This window comes from Streptomyces sp. NPDC102490 (assembly GCF_044765285.1).
Lineage (GTDB): Bacteria > Actinomycetota > Actinomycetes > Streptomycetales > Streptomycetaceae > Streptomyces.
Genome location: NZ_JBIWJU010000009.1, coordinates 255,662 through 273,633 on the forward strand (window position 1 = coordinate 255,662; position 17,972 = coordinate 273,633).

At 72.1% G+C, this 17,972-nt stretch carries 15 protein-coding genes and 1 pseudogene; 9 read left to right on the forward strand and 7 right to left on the reverse strand.

The genetic code is table 11. The annotated features are described in order from the left end of the window. Nucleotides 1-93 precede the first annotated feature (93 nt). Genes ACIRGB_RS22500 through ACIRGB_RS22515 form a run of 4 tightly spaced genes read left to right on the forward strand, consistent with a single transcriptional unit; the run spans nucleotide 94 to nucleotide 4,674 of the window. Nucleotides 94-1,500, forward strand: a complete 1,407-nt coding sequence (locus ACIRGB_RS22500; RefSeq protein ID WP_403867851.1) for an extracellular solute-binding protein — start codon at nucleotides 94-96, stop codon at nucleotides 1,498-1,500. Then, entirely contained in the window at nucleotides 1,497-2,450 is a 954-nt protein-coding gene (locus tag ACIRGB_RS22505; RefSeq protein ID WP_403867854.1) for a carbohydrate ABC transporter permease, read from the forward strand. The genes ACIRGB_RS22500 and ACIRGB_RS22505 overlap by 4 nt, the downstream gene beginning before the upstream one ends. Nucleotides 2,451-2,464: 14 nt before the next feature. Further along, entirely contained in the window at nucleotides 2,465-3,319 is an 855-nt protein-coding gene (locus ACIRGB_RS22510) for a carbohydrate ABC transporter permease (RefSeq protein WP_403867857.1), read from the forward strand. Then, nucleotides 3,316-4,674, forward strand: coding sequence for a glycoside hydrolase family 32 protein (locus ACIRGB_RS22515; RefSeq protein WP_403867860.1), 1,359 nt, complete (start codon nucleotides 3,316-3,318; stop codon nucleotides 4,672-4,674). Before ACIRGB_RS22510 ends, ACIRGB_RS22515 begins: the two co-directional genes overlap by 4 nt. 28 nt (nucleotides 4,675-4,702) lie before the next feature. On the opposite strand, the gene ACIRGB_RS22520 is transcribed toward ACIRGB_RS22515, so the two are convergent. Further along, nucleotides 4,703-5,767 carry a LacI family DNA-binding transcriptional regulator gene (locus ACIRGB_RS22520; RefSeq protein ID WP_403867863.1) on the reverse strand — a complete coding sequence of 355 codons (1,065 nt, stop codon included), beginning with the start codon at nucleotides 5,765-5,767 and terminating at the stop codon, nucleotides 4,703-4,705. Nucleotides 5,768-5,963: 196 nt separating this feature from the next. Between ACIRGB_RS22520 and ACIRGB_RS22525 the strand changes: the two genes are divergently transcribed. Further along, nucleotides 5,964-6,515 (forward strand): hypothetical protein, encoded by a 552-nt coding sequence (locus tag ACIRGB_RS22525; RefSeq protein ID WP_403867866.1) that lies wholly within the window; start codon nucleotides 5,964-5,966, stop codon nucleotides 6,513-6,515. Between the two features lie 50 nt (nucleotides 6,516-6,565). Next, entirely contained in the window at nucleotides 6,566-7,426 is an 861-nt protein-coding gene (locus tag ACIRGB_RS22530) for a MerR family transcriptional regulator (RefSeq protein WP_403867869.1), read from the forward strand. A 67-nt stretch (nucleotides 7,427-7,493) separates the two neighbouring features. On the opposite strand, the gene ACIRGB_RS22535 is transcribed toward ACIRGB_RS22530, so the two are convergent. The 3 genes from ACIRGB_RS22535 to ACIRGB_RS22545 form a co-directional block, all read right to left on the reverse strand. After that, nucleotides 7,494-8,093, reverse strand: coding sequence for a dihydrofolate reductase family protein (locus ACIRGB_RS22535; RefSeq protein ID WP_403867872.1), 600 nt, complete (start codon nucleotides 8,091-8,093; stop codon nucleotides 7,494-7,496). Next, the gene (locus tag ACIRGB_RS22540; RefSeq protein ID WP_403867875.1) at nucleotides 8,090-8,962 is read right to left on the reverse strand and encodes a metalloregulator ArsR/SmtB family transcription factor; all 873 of its coding nucleotides are present in this window, start codon (nucleotides 8,960-8,962) and stop codon (nucleotides 8,090-8,092) included. Before ACIRGB_RS22540 ends, ACIRGB_RS22535 begins: the two co-directional genes overlap by 4 nt. Nucleotides 8,963-9,077: 115 nt before the next feature. Further along, nucleotides 9,078-10,796 carry a PP2C family protein-serine/threonine phosphatase gene (locus tag ACIRGB_RS22545; protein ID WP_403867878.1) on the reverse strand — a complete coding sequence of 573 codons (1,719 nt, stop codon included), beginning with the start codon at nucleotides 10,794-10,796 and terminating at the stop codon, nucleotides 9,078-9,080. Nucleotides 10,797-11,129: 333 nt separating this feature from the next. Here ACIRGB_RS22545 and ACIRGB_RS22550 point away from each other — a divergent pair, with 333 nt between their 5' ends. Beyond that, on the forward strand, nucleotides 11,130-12,440 hold the full coding sequence (locus ACIRGB_RS22550) for a phytase (protein WP_403867881.1): 1,311 nt from the start codon (nucleotides 11,130-11,132) through the stop codon (nucleotides 12,438-12,440). Between the two features lie 163 nt (nucleotides 12,441-12,603). On the opposite strand, the gene ACIRGB_RS22555 is transcribed toward ACIRGB_RS22550, so the two are convergent. Then, nucleotides 12,604-13,554 (reverse strand): SDR family NAD(P)-dependent oxidoreductase, encoded by a 951-nt coding sequence (locus ACIRGB_RS22555; protein ID WP_403867884.1) that lies wholly within the window; start codon nucleotides 13,552-13,554, stop codon nucleotides 12,604-12,606. Nucleotides 13,555-13,646: 92 nt separating this feature from the next. Beyond that, nucleotides 13,647-14,894 carry a methyltransferase gene (locus ACIRGB_RS22560; protein WP_403867887.1) on the reverse strand — a complete coding sequence of 416 codons (1,248 nt, stop codon included), beginning with the start codon at nucleotides 14,892-14,894 and terminating at the stop codon, nucleotides 13,647-13,649. A 243-nt stretch (nucleotides 14,895-15,137) separates the two neighbouring features. Here ACIRGB_RS22560 and ACIRGB_RS22565 point away from each other — a divergent pair. Further along, nucleotides 15,138-15,370: pseudogene (locus tag ACIRGB_RS22565) on the forward strand (LLM class F420-dependent oxidoreductase); the annotation flags it as partial. A 38-nt stretch (nucleotides 15,371-15,408) separates the two neighbouring features. Next, a complete protein-coding gene (locus ACIRGB_RS22570; protein ID WP_403867890.1) occupies nucleotides 15,409-16,278 on the forward strand; it encodes an alpha/beta fold hydrolase in 870 nt (289 codons plus the stop codon). Between the two features lie 27 nt (nucleotides 16,279-16,305). Here the strand turns inward: ACIRGB_RS22570 and ACIRGB_RS22575 are convergent, their stop codons facing one another. Further along, entirely contained in the window at nucleotides 16,306-17,814 is a 1,509-nt protein-coding gene (locus ACIRGB_RS22575; RefSeq protein ID WP_403867893.1) for a helix-turn-helix domain-containing protein, read from the reverse strand. Nucleotides 17,815-17,972: the final 158 nt, after the last annotated feature.

Consider the following 17,972-nt stretch of genomic DNA (forward strand, 5'->3'; position numbering starts at 1 on the left):
AGGTCAAGGGGTTCCCGAGTCTTGACAGGGCCGCTGCGCGGTTCCCATCATCATCGGCATCAGCTCTGGACTAACACGAGTTAGGTACGTCCGATGACCGACTCGCACACCCGCCGCAGCCTGCTGCGGTACGGCGCCTACGGTGCGGCGGCCGCCGCACTGGCCGGTGCCGCCGCTTCTTGGGACCGGCTCACCGCGGCCGACATCCCCGGCCGCGACGACGGCTCCCTCGTCGTAGCCACCCTGGGCCCCGCCTACGGCCCGGCCGCCGTGCGCGCCCTCACCGAGGGCTTCGCCGAGCAGTACCCCGACATCAAGCTCCGGATCAACGCGGTGCAGGCCGTCGACTGGTCGGACTTCTTCGCCAAGATCCTCACCCAGATCGCCGCGGGCATGGCCCCCGACCTGGTCTACGTCGCGACGGAGGGCGTGCAGCTGTTCGCGCAACGGCTCGGGGTGCCCCTGGACCACTGGGTGCGGCGGGACGCCGACGAGCTGCGGGAGTACTTCGCCGACGTCCACCCCTCACTGGTGGAGTCGATGATGTACGAGGGCAGCCTCTACCAGCTCCCCGTGGAGTTCAACGCGGCCGATATGTACCTCAACCGGCAGGTGCTGCGAAGGGCCGGCGCGGACCGGCCGCCGGCCGACTGGACCCGCGAGGACTTCACCGCACTGCTGCGCCGGATGAAGAAGTCGAGCGACTCCCACTTCACCCCGTACTTCTGGACCAACCGGCTGTGGGGCGGTGTGGTGCCCTGGCTCTTCGCCAACGGCACCAACCTGCTGGCCGAGTCCAAGGCGCCCGGCGGCGACTGGCTGTGGGACGCCTTCTACCCGGCGCGACAGCGACAGGGGCGCGGCGGCGGCTTCCGCTGGACCACACCGCAGGCGACCGGCGCCCGCTTCGAGGAGACGTACGAGTACCTGGCCTCCCTCATCGAGGAGGGCCTGTGCACCCGTCCCGAGGGCGGCAACGGGCAGAACCTGGTCGGCGTGTTCTCCACGGGCCGGGTCGGCGTGACGCCCGCCGGCGGCTTCTGGGCCGGCGGCCTGCACCAGGCGGGGATGCCCGCCGACCGATACGACGTGCAGTACTTCCCACGCTGGCGCACCCGGCGCCACCAGTTCGGCGCCGCGGGCTACGCGCTGCTGCGCACCTCGAAGCGGCAGGAGGAGGCGTGGGAATTCATCAAGTACGCCGCCCGCAAGGACACCCTGACCCGGCTGTTCACCACCAACCAGACCACCCCGGCGCGCCGCTCGATGCTGACCGCCGACCGCTACCGGGAGACCGGCCCCGAGGGCTGGCGGGTCTTCTACGACACCCTCGACCGGTTTCCCGACACCGGTCCCGTCCCGGCGCCCCCGCAGGTCGCCGAGGTCGAGCAGGTGCTGCTGAAGCACACCGGCACCGCCCTGTCGTCCCCGCGCGCGGTACGTCCGGCGCTGCGCCGGCTCCAGGGCGACCTGGAGAAGGCCATGGAGCGTGACGTATGACGAACACCCAGATCCCCCCGGTCCGGCCTCAGTCGGCGCCCAGGCCACCCGCGGCCGTGGCCCGTCCGTCCGCGCGGGAGCGCGGCACGCGGCTGCTCGCCGCGCTGTTCCTGGCACCGACGATCGTCGGCATCATCGTCTTCACGGTCGTCCCCATCGTCGGCTCGGTGGTGCTGAGCCTCTTCCATTGGAACGTGATCGACGATCCGACCTTCGCGGGGGCGGCCAACTACCGCGAGGTCTTCGGCGACTCGACCGTGCTGGTCTCCTTCCGCAACACGCTGCTGTTCATGGTGCTGGCGGTCGCGCTGCAACTGCTGATCGCGCTGGTGCTGGCGATCGCGGTGAACGGGCGGATGCCGGTGTGGCTGCGGTCGGTGTTCCGGTCGGCGTTCTTCTTCCCCCTGGTGCTGTCCGCGGCGTCCATCTCCGTGGTGATGAAGTACCTGTTCAACCAGGACTTCGGCCTGGTCAACTGGCTGGCCGGCCTGGTCGGCATCGCTCCGGTGCCCTGGCTGACCTCGGAGAACGGGGCGATGGCCACGGTGATCCTGGTCTATGTCTGGCAGCAGTTCGGGTTCTCGTTCCTGCTGTTCGTGGGCGGACTCAACAACATCCCCAAGGAGATCCACGAGGCCGCCGCCCTGGACGGCGCCACCGGACCCCGCAAGCATCTGCACGTCACCCTGCCGCTGCTGTCGCCGACACTCCTGGTGGCGTCCGTGGTCGGCATCATCAACGCGCTCCAGGTCTTCGAGCAGCCGTACGTCCTGACCAACGGCGGTCCCGGCGACTCCACCCGCACCGTCGTGATGGTCATCTACGAGACCGCCTTCGAGCAGCTGCGCTTCGGCACCGCGTCCGCGGTGGGCGTGCTGCTGTTCGTGTTGATCATGGCGGTGACCGCTCTCCAGTTCCGGCTCAGCCGGCGTTTCGTCCACTACCAGTGAGCCGGGTGAGTCCCATGAGCCACACGACCCTGACCACCGGCCGGGTGCGTCATTCCCTCGCCCCGTGGGCGCGGATCGCCACACTGGCCGTCTGCGCCCTGCTGACCCTCGGCCCGGTCATCTGGACCGTCTCCACCTCGCTGCGCACCCCCGCGCAGTCGTTCGACCTGCCGCCGCAGATCATCCCCTCACAACCGACCGTCGAGGCCTACCACGGGGTCTTCGCGCAGATCGACGTCTGGCTGCTCGCCCTCAACTCGACGCTTGTCACGGCGCTGATCGCGGTCGGACAGATGATCACCGCGGGGCTCGCCGGATACGCGTTCGCCCGCCTGGAGTTCCGCTTCAAGAAGTCGCTGTTCGCTCTGGTCCTGGCCACCATGATGGTGCCGCTGCAGGTCACCATCGTGCCGGTGTTCCTGGTGCTGAAGTCGATGGGGCTGACCGACACCCTGCTCGGCCTGATCGTTCCGGCGTTCCCCACCGCGTTCGGCACGTTCCTCATGCGCCAGTACTTCATGGGTATGCCGAAGGACCTGGGCGAGGCGGCGATGCTCGACGGGGCGGGACCGTGGCGGGTGTTCCGTTCGGTGTACGCCCCGCTCGCCGCGCCCGGCCTCGCGATCGTCGGCGTACTGGCCTTCAACTACCACTGGAACGAGTTCTTCCGCCCGCTGATCCTGGAGACCTCCGGCCAGAACTACACCCTTCCCCTGGGACTGGTCTCCCTCCAGGGCAACCTCGGCACCGGCTCCGTATCGGTGGTGCTCGCCGGTGTGGTGCTGTCCATGATCCCCGCCGTCGCCGTGTTCGTCGTCGGCCAGCGCCCTCTCCGCGAGGGCATCACCTCCGCAGGAGTCAACCGTTGAGCCTCGACAGCAACGCGCCGCGCTTCAGGGTCCGACCGCCCGCCAACTGGATCAACGACCCGAACGGCCCGTTCCGCTGGGGTGACCGCTACCACCTCTTCTACCAGCACAATCCGCACGCGCCGGTGCACGCCGACGTCCACTGGGGCCACGCCTCCAGCCGGGATCTGGCCCGCTGGCGGCACCATCCGGTCGCGCTCACGCCGACACCCGGCGGGCCCGACGAGGCGGGCTGCTGGTCCGGCTGCGTGGTCGACGACGACGGAGTCCCGACAGCGGTGTACACGGGCGTCGACCACCACCACACCGGCCTCGGCACCGTCTGCCTGGCCCGCGCGGCCGACCCGGGCGACCCGGCGCTGACCGAGTGGAAGCCGCTGCCCGAGCCCGTGGTGCCCGGCCCGCCGCCCGGCCTGGACGTGGTGATGTTCCGTGATCCGTTCGTCTTCCGGCACCTCGGCCGACGCTGGGCCCTGGTCGGCGCGGGCCACGCCGACGCCACGCCCTCGGTCCTGCTGTACGCCTGCGACGACCTGACGGACTGGCGGTTCGCGGGTGTGCTCCTGAACGGTGCCGACCCGGTGGTCGTGGACGCGTTCGGCGACAAGGCCGTCGGCTGGGAGTGCCCGCAAGTGCTGGTGACTCCGGGAGGGGACTGGGTCCTGTTGGTGTCCCTGTGGGACGGCGACCCGAGCACGACCGGATACCTGACGGGCAGTCTGGAACCGTCCTCCGAGCACGGGTTGCGGTTCGTCCCGCGCACCGGCGGCCCGCTCGACTACGGTCGTGACTTCTACGCGCCCGCCGTCCTTCAGGAGCCGGAGCGCGCCCTGATGTGGGGCTGGTCCTGGGAGTCCCGCGGGCCGGGCGAGGCCGAGCGGGCAGGCTGGGCCGGCGTGCTCACCGCGCCACGTGTCGTCGACGTCCACACCGACGGCGGCCTGCGGATCGCGCCCGCGCCGGAACTGAACACGTTGCGGGCGCCGGAGCCGTTCGTCACCGAACCGGGCCCGGGCACACGGCTGCCGGACGCGTACGACCTGACGGTCACCGCCCGCACGGTCACCACGGTCCGCCTGGGGGAGGGGCTGACGCTCCGGATCGACCCCACGACGGGCACCCTGACCGTACGGCGCTCCGGGCGGCCCGCGCCGCTGGAGGTCCGGGTGGCGGCCGGTGCGGAGCTGGACGTCCGCGTCCTCGTCGACGGTTCACTGTACGAGGTGTTCGCGGGCGACCTTGCCGTGGTGACCGAGCGGGTCTACCGCGCCCCGGGCGACGCACCCGACCTGACCGTCATGGGCGTGGACGCCACCGTCGCCGCGTGGGAGCTGGTCGGACCGACCCTGAACTGAGCACCGGACACCGCTGCCACGCCCGCCCCTACACGGTCGGGACCGGACCCACCGACGACCGGGTCACCACCGGGCACGCCAGGCGGCGGACCCTGGCCGGCGGGGTGCGGCCGGTGGTGATGGCGTCGAGGAGGAGGCGGGCGGCGGACTCGCCCATCCCGCGGTGCGGGAGTGCCACCGTGGTGAGGGACGGCGTGAGGAAGGCGGCCATGTGCTCCTGGTCGTCATAACCGATCACCGACAACTCGGTGGGGACGGCGATGCCGAGTCGGGTCGCGGCGTGCAGGACGCCCGCCGCGACCCGGTCGTTGTAGCAGAAGACGGCAGTGGGACGGCGGGCCGGTTCCGCGCCGTCGAACAGCCGCAGGGCACCGTCGTATCCGGCCGCGATCTCCCCGCCGGTGCGCACCACCCACTCCTTGGGGACGGTGACCCCCTCGGCGCGCAACGCGTCACGGAAGCCGCCCAGCCGCTCCACCGACGCGATGTCGTCCAGTCCCCCCAAGTAGGCGATCCTGCGGTGCCCGTGGTCGAGCAGCAGCCGGGCCGCCGTACGGCCGCCGGCCCGCTCGGCGGGAATCACGGCGGACAGGGAGCCGTCGTCGGGCAGACAGTTGGCAAGGACGGAGTGGGTACGGTGCAGCCCCTCGGGGACGCGGACCCGGCGCAACGACATGGCCGCGTAGATGATGCCGTCCACGCGCCGGTCCAGGAGTTCGGCGACGGCCGCGTCCTCCTTGGCGGGGTCGCCGCCGGAGTCGATGGTGAGCACGAGGTGTTCACTCGCCCAGGCCGTCTCCATCGCGCCGCGCAGCAGCCGGCCCGCGAACGGGGAGGACGCGATCTCATCGGTGACCAGTCCGATCACCGCCGTGCGCCGGCGGCGCAGGCCGCGGGCGACGGGGTCGGGCCGGTAGCCGAGCTGAGCGGCGGCCAGCCGAATGCGTTCCTGGGTGGCGGGGGAGAGGTTGCCCTCGGCGCGGCCGTTGAAGACGAAGGAGACGGCGGTGTGCGACACACCGGCGAGCCGGGCGACGTCCCGTGAGGTGGGACGCCCGGAACCCGTCGTGGGTTTGCCTTCTGCGTTCGTCATGGCACCCGCTGTCCTCTGCTTCCCCCCGCCCGTGCGGTTGATCGCTGCTCAGCCTAACCGGAGGGGTCATGGTGCCGACGTCTCCGTACGCCGTCCTGCCCGCGGCCGTGCTCGAGGTGACAGGGCGGGGCCGGGGCCGGGCGGCCGGATCGATATCGGATCGCGTGAAGTGACCGCCCGCTGGCACGCTGCCCCCATGGAACACGCGGAAGTTCTGCTCATCGGAGGACGGGCCGGTGTCGGCAAGACGACGGTGGGATGGGAGGTTTCGGCGCTCCTGCGCTCCGAGGCGGTCGCTCACGCGATCATCGACGGTGACTTCATGGGGCAGGTGCATCCGGCGCCGGAAGGGGACCCTCACCGCGCAGAGATCACCGAGATCAATCTGACCGCCGTGTGGGCGAACTACGCCCGGCGCGGCTGCCCACGCCTGATCTATACGAACACCATGAGCGTGCTGCCGGCGGCGACGGGCATGTTCGAGCGTGCCATGGGAGCCGGGGTGGGGATCACCCGAGTCCTGCTCACCGCCTCGGACGCCACCGCCCGAGAGCGGCTGTCGGGACGCGAACTCGGCTCGGAGCTGGAGCAGGAGTGGGCGGGAAGTGTCCGCAAGGCGCGGCTCCTGGACCATCAGGCCCCGGCGGAGACCGTGCGCGTGGCGACGGACGGACGGCTCGTCGCGGACATCGCGCGGGAGGTGGTCGCCGCCACCGGTTGGACCGGGCCGCACTTGCATGTGCCGTAGCGGCATGTGGTCCAGTGGGCGGCGAGCACGACATCGAGAGGTTCCCCCGCATGTCCCTTCCCGCGATTCCCCGCCGGGTCAAGATCGGCGATGCCGCCGCGTTCGCCGGGACCACAGCCCGCGCCATCCGCCACTACCACGCCATCGGGCTCCTCGCCGAACCGGAACGCGGCAGCGACGACCGCCGCCGCTACGGATACGACGACATGGTCCGCCTGCTGTGGATCCGCAGGATGGCCGATGCGGGTGTCTCCCTGGATGACATCCAGGCCGCTTTCCAGGGCACCGCCGACATCGAGCCGTCCCTGGCGCGGCTGGAGGAGGCCCTCGCCGCCAAGGCGGCCGCCATCGAGGCCCAACGGGCCGCCGTGGACCGTCTCCGCGAGGTGGGCAGCCCGATGGGCCTGCTCTCGCCCCTGGTCACCGGCCTCCTGCGCGACCTGCCGCCCCGGGCCCTGCGCTCCGCCGACCTCGACACCCTCCTGGTCACGGAGCGCGTCTTCGGCCCGCTGGGCGCCGCCGCCCAGGCCGTCCGGTTCATCGTCCTGGCTACCCACCCCGAGCTGCGGGCCGAGGAGGACCGACTGGCCGAGGCCGAGGCGGCCCTGGACGACACCACGCCCCCCGACGACCCCCGCATCGAAGACCTGGCCGCCCGGCGACGCGACCACGAGACCGCCCTGGCGGCCGCGACGGAAGGGTCCGGCCTGGAAGCAGCCCTCGATGTCCTCCTGGACCGGGAGGACGAGCACGCCGACGAGGATGGGGACGGGGCGAGGATGAGCGCGATGGAGGCCATCGGCAAGATGCCGTACGACTTCTCCCCGGCCCGCGTCCGGTACGAGGAGCGTGTCATCGACCTGCTTCACCCGTCCGATCAGGAGGGCGACACGGACCCACCGGCCTCCTGACCGGCATCGGCGCCCCGCGCCCCGCCACCCCTGGTCCGGCGATCGTTGGTGGTCGGCCGGGCGGGGTTCACCGGATGCGGTCGTAGACGAGGGCGAGGGTGCCGTGCTCGCCGGCCGCTTGGGAGGCCAGCGTCCAGCCCCCTCGCGGCAGGCCGTCGTCGAAGAGGCGCGGCCCGTCGCCGAGGGTGACCGGGAAGACGGTGAGTGCGAGCCGGTCGACTTCGTCGGCGGCCAGCAGCGCCTTGATGACGCTCGCGCTGGACAGGACGAGGATGTCGCCGCCCTCCGTCGTTCTGAGGTCCGCGGCCACCTCGGCGGTCGGCTTGTCGACCAGAGTCGTCCGCTCCCAGGGCGCCTGGCCGAGGGTGGAGGAGAGAACGACCTTTTCGGTGTCGACGAGCCACTGCGCGAAGCCCTCGTCCCGCGGGTCGGCGCCGTCCATGCCGATGACGGTCGGCCAGAAGCCCAGGAAACCCTCGGCGTTGACCCGGCCGAGGAGCGCGGTCGTGGCCGACTGCCAGAGCGTGGTCAGGTGGTCGCGGGCGACGTCGGTGACGGCGTAGGGCATCACCCAGCCCATGTCCTGAGGGTCGCTACCGGCGTAGCGGCCGTCGAGGGAGAGGGCCATGTTGGTGACGATCCGGCGGCTGCCGCTGTGCTGGCTCACTTCGTACTCCCGGTGGTGGGGTCGGTGTTGACGTTGGCGTTGATGTTGTCGTGCGCGTCCGCGGTGAGGGTCGCCGCGAGCTTGTCGAGGCTCTGGCCGAAACCGGTCTCGATGCCTGCGAGGAAGTCCGCCGCCTCGACCGTGGTGTCGGTGATCCGCCAGCTGACGTCGAGATCCGTGCCGGTCCCGGTGGGCCGGCAGGTGAGGGTGACGTGTGCGGTGAAGGCCGGAGCGCCGTCGGGAAGCAGGGGAGAGAGCCGGTAGGCGAGGCGCTCATGCGGGTGCACCTCGTCCACGGTCCCTTCGGCACGTCCGACGATCACGTCGCCGCCGGCCGCGTCCTCTGCGTCGCGGTAGGTCTGCCGGATCCGCCCGCCCGGCCGTGCCTCGAAGACGAGCTCGCAGACGTGCAGGTCGTCGGGGCTCCACCAGTGGGCGAGCAGGGCGGGCTCGGTCAGGTGGCGCCAGACCAGCTCGGGGCGGTCCGCCAGCCGCCGGTGAAACCGGAACGAGCGGCCGTCGGCCCACCCGGCCCGCGTGGCGGCCTGCCGCTCCGTTCGCATGGCGGCCCCGTAGTGCTCGTGGGTCGCGCCCGGGCCGCCTGCCTGCTCCGCGATCTCGGCGAGCCGGCTGAGCTCAGCCGCCAACTCCCGCAGCACGGCGGGCCTGAGCGTGTTGATACGGCGTTGGCCGATGCGTTCGGAGACCACGACACCGGCGCGTTCCAAGGTCTGCAAATGCTTGGTGGTCTGAGGTTGACGTGCCCCGGCCAGCTGGGCAAGGACACCGACCGGGCGGGGTCTCTCTGCCAGCAGTTCCACGAGCCGCCAGCGAACCGGGTCCGCCAGCGCGGTGAGGAGTGCGTCCATGGGAAGTAGTATTCCTGTAAGCGAATATTCGTGTCAAGGAATAATCTGTGAGAGAGTCCCGCCGCAGGTTGAGGTGGGCGAAGACAGGGCGGAACCGGCAGGTGCGGGGTGAGCGCTAGTGCGGCGTGATCCGCCGCAGGGCGAGGAGAGTGGCGTCGTCCGTGCGGTGCGGGCCGTCGAGGCGCGTCACGAGGTCTTCGGCGTAGCGGTGCAGTTCGTCGCGGCCGGAGCCCGGGGCCGTGGTCCGGTAGGCCAGCGTGGCGGCGTCGAGGAAGCGCCGGGTGTCCTGGTCCGGGTCACTGCCCCGGCGTTCGGTGAGGCCGTCCGAGTACATGAGGACGACGTCGCCGGTGCGGAGCTGTGCCCCAGCGGCGGTGTAGGCCGTGCCGGGCAGGACGCCGAGGGGGAGGCCGGGTCCGCCGGCGGGAGACGGCAGGGGCGTGGCACGGCCGTCGCGGATCAGCACCGGATGGGGATGCCCGGCGCACGTCCAGCGCAGCAGCGACTGCTCGGGGTGGTACCCGGCGATGATGGCGGTGGCGGTGGACTCGATGCCGTCCGCGCAGGCGGTCTCGTTGAGCCAGTACGTCAGTTGCTCGACGGGTTGCTCCGTATAGGCGAGCCCGGCCAGCGCATAGCGCAGTTTCGCCATCAGGGTGACCGCGGCCAGCCCGTGTCCCCGGGCGTCTCCGAGCGCGACGAGGAGCCGGCCGTCGGGAAGTTTGCGGGCCTTGTACCAGTCGCCTCCCACCCCGGCCTCGCGGGCATCGGGCCGGTACACGACCGCCGCCTGCAACCCGTAGGAGGCCAGCTCGTCGTGGAAGTGCGGGAGCACCGCTTCCCGCAGGGCCTCCGCGACCTCACCGAGTGTCTTGGCGTGCTGGCGCTGGCGGCGTGCTTCCCGCTCGGCGTGGTCCGCCGTCTCGCGGCGTCGGCGCTCGGCGGTGACGTCGGTGAACACGGCGCGGACTCCCCAGACCAGGCTGCCGGGGGCGATCCGTACGGGCTCGGCGGTCATGCGGGTGACCCGGCCGGGCGTGCTGCGCAGGCGCAGGGAACACCCGGTCGTCCGCTTGCGCAGGATGACCTCGTAGAGCATCTGGTAGAGGCCGGGCAGGCTGTCGGGCGTGGCGGCGCCGGCCAGGTCGGACAGCGTGGGCGGCGGGGCGTCCTCCGGCAGCCCGAGGACCTGGTGGAACCCCCGGGAGGGCTCGACGCCGTCGTCTCCGAGGTTCCACTCCGCCCAGCACGTGCGCACCAGACGCTGGGCCGCGGCCGCCATGAGGAGGGGGTGTCCGCGTTCCCAGGTGAGCAGCAGTTGGTCACCGCAGGGGCCCACTCGGACGTCGGCGATGAGCCGTACCGGTCCTGACGTGCCGTCGGCAACCCACTCGACGGCCTGGGGCCCCTGATGCTCGCGGTCGCGGTGCGCGCGGCTGATCATCCTGGGAAGGGGCGTCCGGTACAGGGAGGGAAACCGCTCGTACAACGACACCGGCCCCGACCACTCGGGGACCGGACTGTCCGGAAACCGCTCGGCCGCGTAGGCCACGGCTGCCGCGTTGTAACCCGTGCAGTGCACGTCGACGATCTCCCCGTCCTCGCCGGGCACAGGGGTCAGTAGCAGGGCCGGGACGGGGAGGGCTTCGAGCACCTCGCGTCCGGTGGGGAGCCCTGCGGTCGGCAGCGCCCTGGGCCGGGCCCGCCCCTCGGACGGGGGCCGGTCTTCCCGGGCGTAGGACCGGATGCGCCGACGCTGGGCCTTCAGCAGCTCCCTGATCGCCGTCAGTTCCAGACGGGCACGGGCGTCGGGTCCCGAGGGGAGATCATCCATGGACGCTCGGGCCTCCAGCACGGTGCAGCGGGGCAGTACCGAACAGTTTCGGCACCGGAGACGCGGTGGACCACCGGGAGTGGTCCGTGCGGCGGACCCGGCACGCCGGGGGAGCAGCCCGTCGGACCCCCACCGCGAGCGCGGTCACGTGCAGGCCAGGCAGGTCTCCTTCACCCCTCGGCCATGTATCCGTCGTCCACAGGTCGCCCGGGTGATGCGCGCCCTCCGCCTGCGTTCTCGATCATGTGACGTCGTCCCAGTGGTGGACGCGGACGCGAGCCCGACGCCGGACGCGCGTCGGCTTCACCCGCTCCCTGACGAAGGAGACCATTCGTGTACGCGTTCACAAGACGCCGTTCCGGCGTCCTCGCGGCGACGGCAGCCCTGGTGTGCACCGCCGCCGTCGCAGCCGTACCCTCGGCGGATGCCTCGGCGCTCGCCGCACCGCCCGAGGTCGTCCCCCGGGCCGAGACCGCCGCGCTGTTCGACGACGACGAGGGCGGGAACGCGAACGCCGACGACCCGGCGATCTGGCGCAACGCCGCCGACCCGGACGCGAGCCTCGTCATCGCCACGGCCAAGGAGGGCGGCCTGCGGGTCTACGACCTCGACGCCCGGCAGGTGCAGTCGGTCCCCGCCCCCGCGGCGCCCGGAGCGGACGACGCTCCCGGCCGCTTCAACAACGTCGACCTGGTGCACGGGATGCCCTTGGGTTCCGGCGCCACGGACCTGGCGGTCGTCAGCGACCGTGGCAGCGACAAGCTGCGCATCTACCGCGTCGACGGTGACCGGCCGGACGCCCCGCTCACCGATGTCACGGCCGCCTCGGCGCCGTGGATCTTCTCCGGCTCGCAGGAGGAGGTCAACGAGGAGAGCACCGCCTACGGCCTGGCCACCTACACGGACTCCGCGACCGGCAGGTCCTACGCGCTCGTCAGCCAGAACGCGACCACCCGCATCGCGCTGCTGGAGCTGACCGCGACGCGTGACGGCACGGTGTCCTACCGGAAGGTCCGCACGCTGGACCTGCCCGCCGCCTTCACGATGCCCGACGGCACGAAGTGGTCCCCCTGCGCGGAACCCGGCGAGGGTCCGCAGGTCGAGGGCATGGTCGTCGACCCGGAGACCGGCGTGCTCTTCGCCGGGCAGGAGGACGTGGGCATCTGGCGGCTGCCGGCCGCTCTCAAGGGCAGGCCGGTCCTCCAGGACAGGGTCCGCGAGTACGGTGTGCCGGCCACGTACGACGAGGCGTCCGACGAGTGCGTGGCGGGCGACGACCCCGGGTTCGGGGGCAGCCGCGTGTCCGCGGACGTCGAGGGCCTGACCCTGGTGCAGCAGGACGACGGGGACGGCTACCTGCTCGCCTCCAGCCAGGGCGACGACACCTTCGTCGCCTACGACCGCGAACGGTCCGACGACTACGAGTACGAGGGCGGCTTCCGGGTGAGTGCCGCGTCCGAGACGCTGGACGGTTCCGAGGAGTGCGACGGCGCGGACGTCCTCGCCGAACCTCTGGGCAGCAGGTACCCGAACGGCCTGCTCGTCGTCCAGGACGGCCACATGGCTCCGGAGGACGGCGACCGGGAGGCCACGGGCTTCAAGTTCGTCGACCTCGCCGACGTCCTGGAAGCGCTCGACGACTGACAGCCGCCGTGGGGCCCGAACCGGCACCGCCCCACTCGGTACCCGCCATGAAACCGCCCGGGCACGGCGGCCTCATGGCGGAGTGCCGAGGCGGACCACGCGGACCAGGCGGGCCCCGAAACAGGCCGATCCACCCGACGGCCACCCGGGGCGCGGCGCGCGTCTACCGGAAGCCGTGGTGCGGGTCGGCGCCGGTCAACTCACCGCTGACGGCCCACAGACGAGCGGCGACAGCTGGATCGGCCATGTGAGCCGGGACGGGCTCACGCCTCGGTATGCCACGCAGGCCGAAGACGCGCGGACCCCACAGCTGCCCGCCCCGCACCTCCGGGTCGAGGACAGCACGGACGACGGGCCACGCTCCGGCGTCCTTGCCCTGCACCAAGAGCCCGGCGGGCGCGGCGCGCAGCCGTTCGCCGGTACGGGTCACGTGTACCGGCGGGCGGGACGGGGTGAGAGAGTCCAGTGCGCCGCCGGGGTGGGCCACCACACTGAGCACCGTGCTGCCCACGGCACGCAGACGGCGGTCCAGTTCGAATCCGAAGCACATCTGCGCCAACTTCGACCGGCCGTAGGTGCGCTTGGGCCGGTAGTCCCGGGTCGACTGCGGGTCGTCCAGGTCCAGGCGTTCGGACCGCGCCGCGAAGCTTCCCACAATCACGATGCGGCCCGCCGGCGCCGCGGACAGCAAGGGCGCCAGCCACTGGGTCAGCGCGAAGTGGCCGAGGTGGTTGGTGCCGAACATCAGCTCATGGCCGTCCCCGGTCTCTCGACGCGGCGGGTGATCGAGCGCGACTCCCGCGTTGTAGACCACCGCGTCGAGATGATCGAGGCCCAGTCTGTCCACGGCGGTCCTGAGGGACGCGAGGTCGGCGAGGTCCAGTTGCAGGTGCCGCACCTGCGCGCCGGGGACGCGCGAGCGGACCGAGGCCATGGCGGCATCGGCCTTCGCGCGGTCCCGGCTGCCGAGTACGACGACGGCGCCGGTGGCGGCGAGCTGCTCGGCGGCAAAGTAGCCGATCCCGGCGTTGCCCCCGGTGACCAGGAAGATCCTGCCCTCCGCGGACGGCAAGCGGTGAACGTCCCACGATCGGCTCGGGAATGCGGAAGACACGACGACAGGCTCCTTGCGCTCTGGGGCGGCGTGCTCGTGGAGAGCACCGACCAGTCCAAGGTCGCAGCCTCCACCGACATATCGCCGACAGATCACATCCGCCGCCGACACATGCCCGACACCTCTCCGAGCGCTGCGGAGACCGGAGTCCCTCCGACGGCGAGGTCGGGTGCGGACGGCAACCGGCAGGGCCGACGAGACCGGTCCTCCCGTGCCGTCAGGCGCCACAGGGACGTGGTCTCGGCGCTGCGTGCCGAGTGGAGCGGGTCGGCGGCGTCCTTGGAGCGTGGGTGCCGGGGCTCGGTGTCCATCCTGCCCACTACGCGGAGCCCCGCCGCGTGGACGGCGTCGAGCAGCTGCCGCCGTGTGCGGAGGCCGAGGTGCTCCGCGAGGTCGGACAGGACCAGCCAGCCCTCGCCACCCGGTCGCAGGTGGCCGGCCAGTCCGGCGAGGAAGCCGCCGAGCATGGCGCCGTCCGGGTCGTAGACGCCCTGCTCGATGGGGCCGGCCGGCCGGGCGGGAAGCCATGGCGGATTGCACACGACGAGGTCGGCGCGGCCCTCGGGGAACAGGCCGGGTCCGTACACCTCGACACGGTCGGCCAGTGCGAGCCTGTGGGTGTTCTCCCTGGCGCAGGTCAGGGCGCGTGAACTGATGTCGGAGGCCACGACGCGGTTGATTCCGCGACGGGCCAGCACCGCGGCCAGGACCCCGGTTCCGGTGCCGAGATCGAACGCCGTACCGGTGGCGGGACTGCGCCGGATCGCCGACGGCAGCGGCGCGCGGGCGACCAGGTCGACGTACTCGCCTCTGACCGGGGCGAAAACACCGTAGTGGGGGTGGATACGGGCGCCCAGCGCAGGCACCTCGACCCCTTTCGTCCGCCACTCGTGGGCGCCGATCACTCCCAGCAGCTCCCTGAGAGAGACGGCCATGGGTCCCTCCGAGGGACCGTAGGCCGCCAGACATGCCTGGCGGACATCGGGGGCCCGGCGCAACGCCAGGATGTAGTCGTCGTCCAGCAGCACCAGGAGCTTGCCCAGGACTCGGGCGCGGTGGCGGCTGTGACGCCGGTACAGATGGAAGGCCTCGCTCGGGGAAGAACCTGACCCGGGCGCTTTGCGGTCGATACGGCGGCCGATCGCTGCCAGCAGTTGCCGGGCGTTGTGGAAGTCGCCCCGCCACAGGAGGGCTGTTCCTTCGCAGGCCAGACGGTGGGCGTCGTCGGCCTTCACCCGGTCGTCGGCGACGACGGTTCGCCGGGGGAGGGGGGTGGCGTTCTCGGAATGCCACCGGGCGGACTGGTGGGTGCGGTCTTCGGTCCAGCGGATGGTGGACACCGCGTACTCCTCGTGGTCGAACGTGCAAGGGCACGAAGAGCACTTCGACGAGGAGCAGCCCGAACCCACGCCCGGCCGAACGACAGCAGTGACGGGCGTATGCGGTGAAGCAGGGAGTCGTTACCGCTCTGGCGTCGAAGCGCGAGAGCGGACGTCCCAGACGACCATGCCGAGCATCAGGGTCAGACCTTCCGGAGGAGTGCCAAGCAGACTCGCACACGTGCTGCCGTACGTCCAAACACGGTCACCGCCCGCACGCCGGTCCCCGCCCGCGTACCCGGCGCGGAAGCAGGCGTCCCGCTGCTGGGGCGCGCACTGGAGACGCACATCGTTCCGGCCCTTGCCGCAGCGGCCGAAGCCGCCGGCCGACCCGCGCCGAGGATCGTCGCCCACGGGAGAAGGCCACCGATCAACTCGCGTTCTGGCGGAGGACGCCGGGCGGGGCGCAGCCCGCGTCGCGGGCCCGTGCTCGCCGCGGCGATGAGTTTCCGGGGCGACGCAGGTCTGTACGGATATGGAGACTTACACGCTCAAGACCGCCGGCGCGGACCTCGTCTATGACGTACGCGGGCCACTGCCGACCGCAGACGGACGCCCGCCGCTGTTCATGATCGGGCAGCCCATGGACGCCACCGGCTTCGCCGCGCTCGCCGCCCGCTTCCCCGAGCGGACCGTGGCCACCTACGACCCGCGCGGGCTCGGTCGCAGCACGCGTAAGGACGGGCGGACCGACCACACGCCGCAGACCCAGGCCGACGACGTGCACGGCGTCATCGAGGCGCTCGGGGCCGGACCGGTCGAGATGTTCGCCAGCAGCGGCGGAGCGATCACGGCGCTCGCGGTCGTGGCGCGGTATCCCGCGGACGTGACCACGCTGGTCGCGCACGAGCCGCCGCTCATCACCCTCACCCCGGACGCCGCCGCGGCCGTGCGGGCGCGGGCCGCAGTGCGGGACGTCTACGAGAAGCGGGGATGGGGAGCGGGGATGGCCGCGTTCGTGGCGATGACCTCGTGGCAGGGAGAGTTCACCGACGCCTACTTCGAACAACCGGAGGCCGATCCCGCTGCGTTCGGGCTCCCCACGGAGGACGACGGCTCACGTGACGATCCACTGCTGTCCGACCGGTCATGGGCGGTCAGCAGCTACCGGCCGGACCCCGGCCCGATCGCCGCCGCGCCGACCCGCGTCGTGATCGCCGTGGGCGAGGAGTCCCAAGACCTCCTGACCGGACGCACATCCGTTGCGACCGCCGAACTGCTCGGGCAGCGGGTGAGCGTGTTCCCGAGCCATCACGGTGGCTTCTGCGACGGCGAGTTCGGATACCCGGGCAAGCCGGACGAGTTCGCGCATCGACTGCGCCAGGTCCTCGACGGCGCCTCGTAAGCCGACCGCGGACGGAGAAGCAGCCGGTCAGTTGTAGGGCTTCCACCGGCGTCCGAGGGTGTCGTACATGTACCGGGGCAGACCCTCGATGGCGCTGGTGCGGAACGGGCGGCCGTCGTCGTCGATGCGGACGGTGCCCGTGCGGCCCTGGGAGGACCAGTCCAGCTCCAGATACCAGCGGCAGTCGCACGAGCTGGTCCCCGCCGTGACGAGCAGCACCTCGGGGTCCTTCGCGGAGACGCGGTAGGGCATGCGCACGGCCGGGATCGGCGTGCCGGTGTCGTCCCCGGCGACCGCGCGGGCGATGGGGCGGTCCTTGTCCAGGTCCACCGCGAAGGACCGGGGAGTGATCGAGCCGCCGCAACCCTGGTCCATGGCATACGCGTTGCCCTCGGCCGGCGCCGTACGGCCCACCACGCGCACGCGCAGCGCCTCCAGCACGACGGCCGTGTCGCTACGCCCCTGCACCGACAACTGCACCAGCGTCTCACCGCCGTGCACCGCGCTCTGCGTCGCCGCCCAGGGCGCTGCGTCCTGCGCGGCAGGGGGAGGGGGAACCTGGCTCGGCGGCTTGGCGATGACGTAGTCGTGACCGCACCCCAGCTTCCAGGCATGGGAGTTGACGGACCAGGTGAGTGGCAGCCCGGCGGGCTGTTCACCGCGGGGCGGCGCGGATGTCGCGCCGGGCGGGCGAGAGGTGCCCGGCTTCTTCTTCGGAGCGGCGGAGCCCGAAGGCCGCTCGGAGGCGCCGGAGCTGGCGGAGCTGGCGGCGGCGGTGTCGGTGCCGCTCGGACTGGCGGAGGCGCCCCGCCGCTCACCAGAGCTGGCTTCCGCCGTACCGGATGCCGTAGGGCCGGCGACCGGCGCGGGACCGTCGCCGGACGACCGCCGCCCGTCCGGCAGCGCGGACAGGGCACCGAGCGTCGCGAGCACGGCACCGACGGAGGCCAGCCCGACCACGAGACGTCTACGGCGGTACCAGGGACGGCGGGGGAGCGGGGGCGGGGGCACGGACGCCCAGGACGGTCTGGGCGCGGGGACCGTCCCGGCGCCCGAGTCGCTGACGTCCTTCGGCGAGGCGTCCCCCACGGCCACGGATCCGCCGGGGTCCGTCCGCGCCGCGCCCGGTGTGGTGACGCCCGCCACCCCTGGGTCCGGCCCGTCCGCCGCATCGTCCACGGCGTCCGCTGCCGCAGCACCGGACGCGCTCACCGCCGCCTCCGCCGTACGAGGCCGACGCCGGGCCGCCACTGCCGTGAGCCAACGCCGGTGCAGTTCCAGGCGTTGCTCCGAGGTCGCCCCGCACAGGGCCGCGAAGCGTTCCACGGGGGCGAAGTCGAGCGGCACCGCGTCGCCCGCGCAGTAGCGGTGCAGCGTCGAGGTGTTCATGCCCAGACGGCGGGCCAGCGAGCCGTAGCTGCGGTCCGTGTGCTCCTTCAGCGCCCGCAGCAGCGCCGCGAACTCGGCCACCTCGTCGCCGATGCCGTCGCCGTCCTCCTGTGCCGACACAGGTCCACCCGTCCTCGTACGACCCATCCGGCCCGGGACGGTATCCCAGGCACCTCATGTACCTGCACGTCGGACGGGCTGGGATGGTTCCACCCTGCCGGATCGGCCCTCGGCTGTTGCGCCGGGCCGCCGTGACCGCAGATGCTCTTGGTGCCGCACCGACCAGGCCCGGACCGACCAGCCGG

What these genes read in the sequence shown, in the direction of transcription:
- ACIRGB_RS22500 (WP_403867851.1), top strand. Translation starts at nt 94, where the DNA reads ATGACCGACTCGCACACCCGCCGCAGCCTGCTGCGGTACGGCGCCTAC.
- ACIRGB_RS22505 (WP_403867854.1), top strand. Translation starts at nt 1,497, where the DNA reads ATGACGAACACCCAGATCCCCCCGGTCCGGCCTCAGTCGGCGCCCAGG.
- ACIRGB_RS22510 (WP_403867857.1), top strand. Translation starts at nt 2,465, where the DNA reads ATGAGCCACACGACCCTGACCACCGGCCGGGTGCGTCATTCCCTCGCC.
- ACIRGB_RS22520 (WP_403867863.1), bottom strand. Translation starts at nt 5,767, where the DNA reads ATGACGAACGCAGAAGGCAAACCCACGACGGGTTCCGGGCGTCCCACC.
- ACIRGB_RS22525 (WP_403867866.1), top strand. Translation starts at nt 5,964, where the DNA reads ATGGAACACGCGGAAGTTCTGCTCATCGGAGGACGGGCCGGTGTCGGC.
- ACIRGB_RS22530 (WP_403867869.1), top strand. Translation starts at nt 6,566, where the DNA reads ATGTCCCTTCCCGCGATTCCCCGCCGGGTCAAGATCGGCGATGCCGCC.
- ACIRGB_RS22540 (WP_403867875.1), bottom strand. Translation starts at nt 8,962, where the DNA reads ATGGACGCACTCCTCACCGCGCTGGCGGACCCGGTTCGCTGGCGGCTC.
- ACIRGB_RS22545 (WP_403867878.1), bottom strand. Translation starts at nt 10,796, where the DNA reads ATGGATGATCTCCCCTCGGGACCCGACGCCCGTGCCCGTCTGGAACTG.
- ACIRGB_RS22570 (WP_403867890.1), top strand. Translation starts at nt 15,409, where the DNA reads ATGGAGACTTACACGCTCAAGACCGCCGGCGCGGACCTCGTCTATGAC.
- ACIRGB_RS22575 (WP_403867893.1), bottom strand. Translation starts at nt 17,814, where the DNA reads ATGGGTCGTACGAGGACGGGTGGACCTGTGTCGGCACAGGAGGACGGC.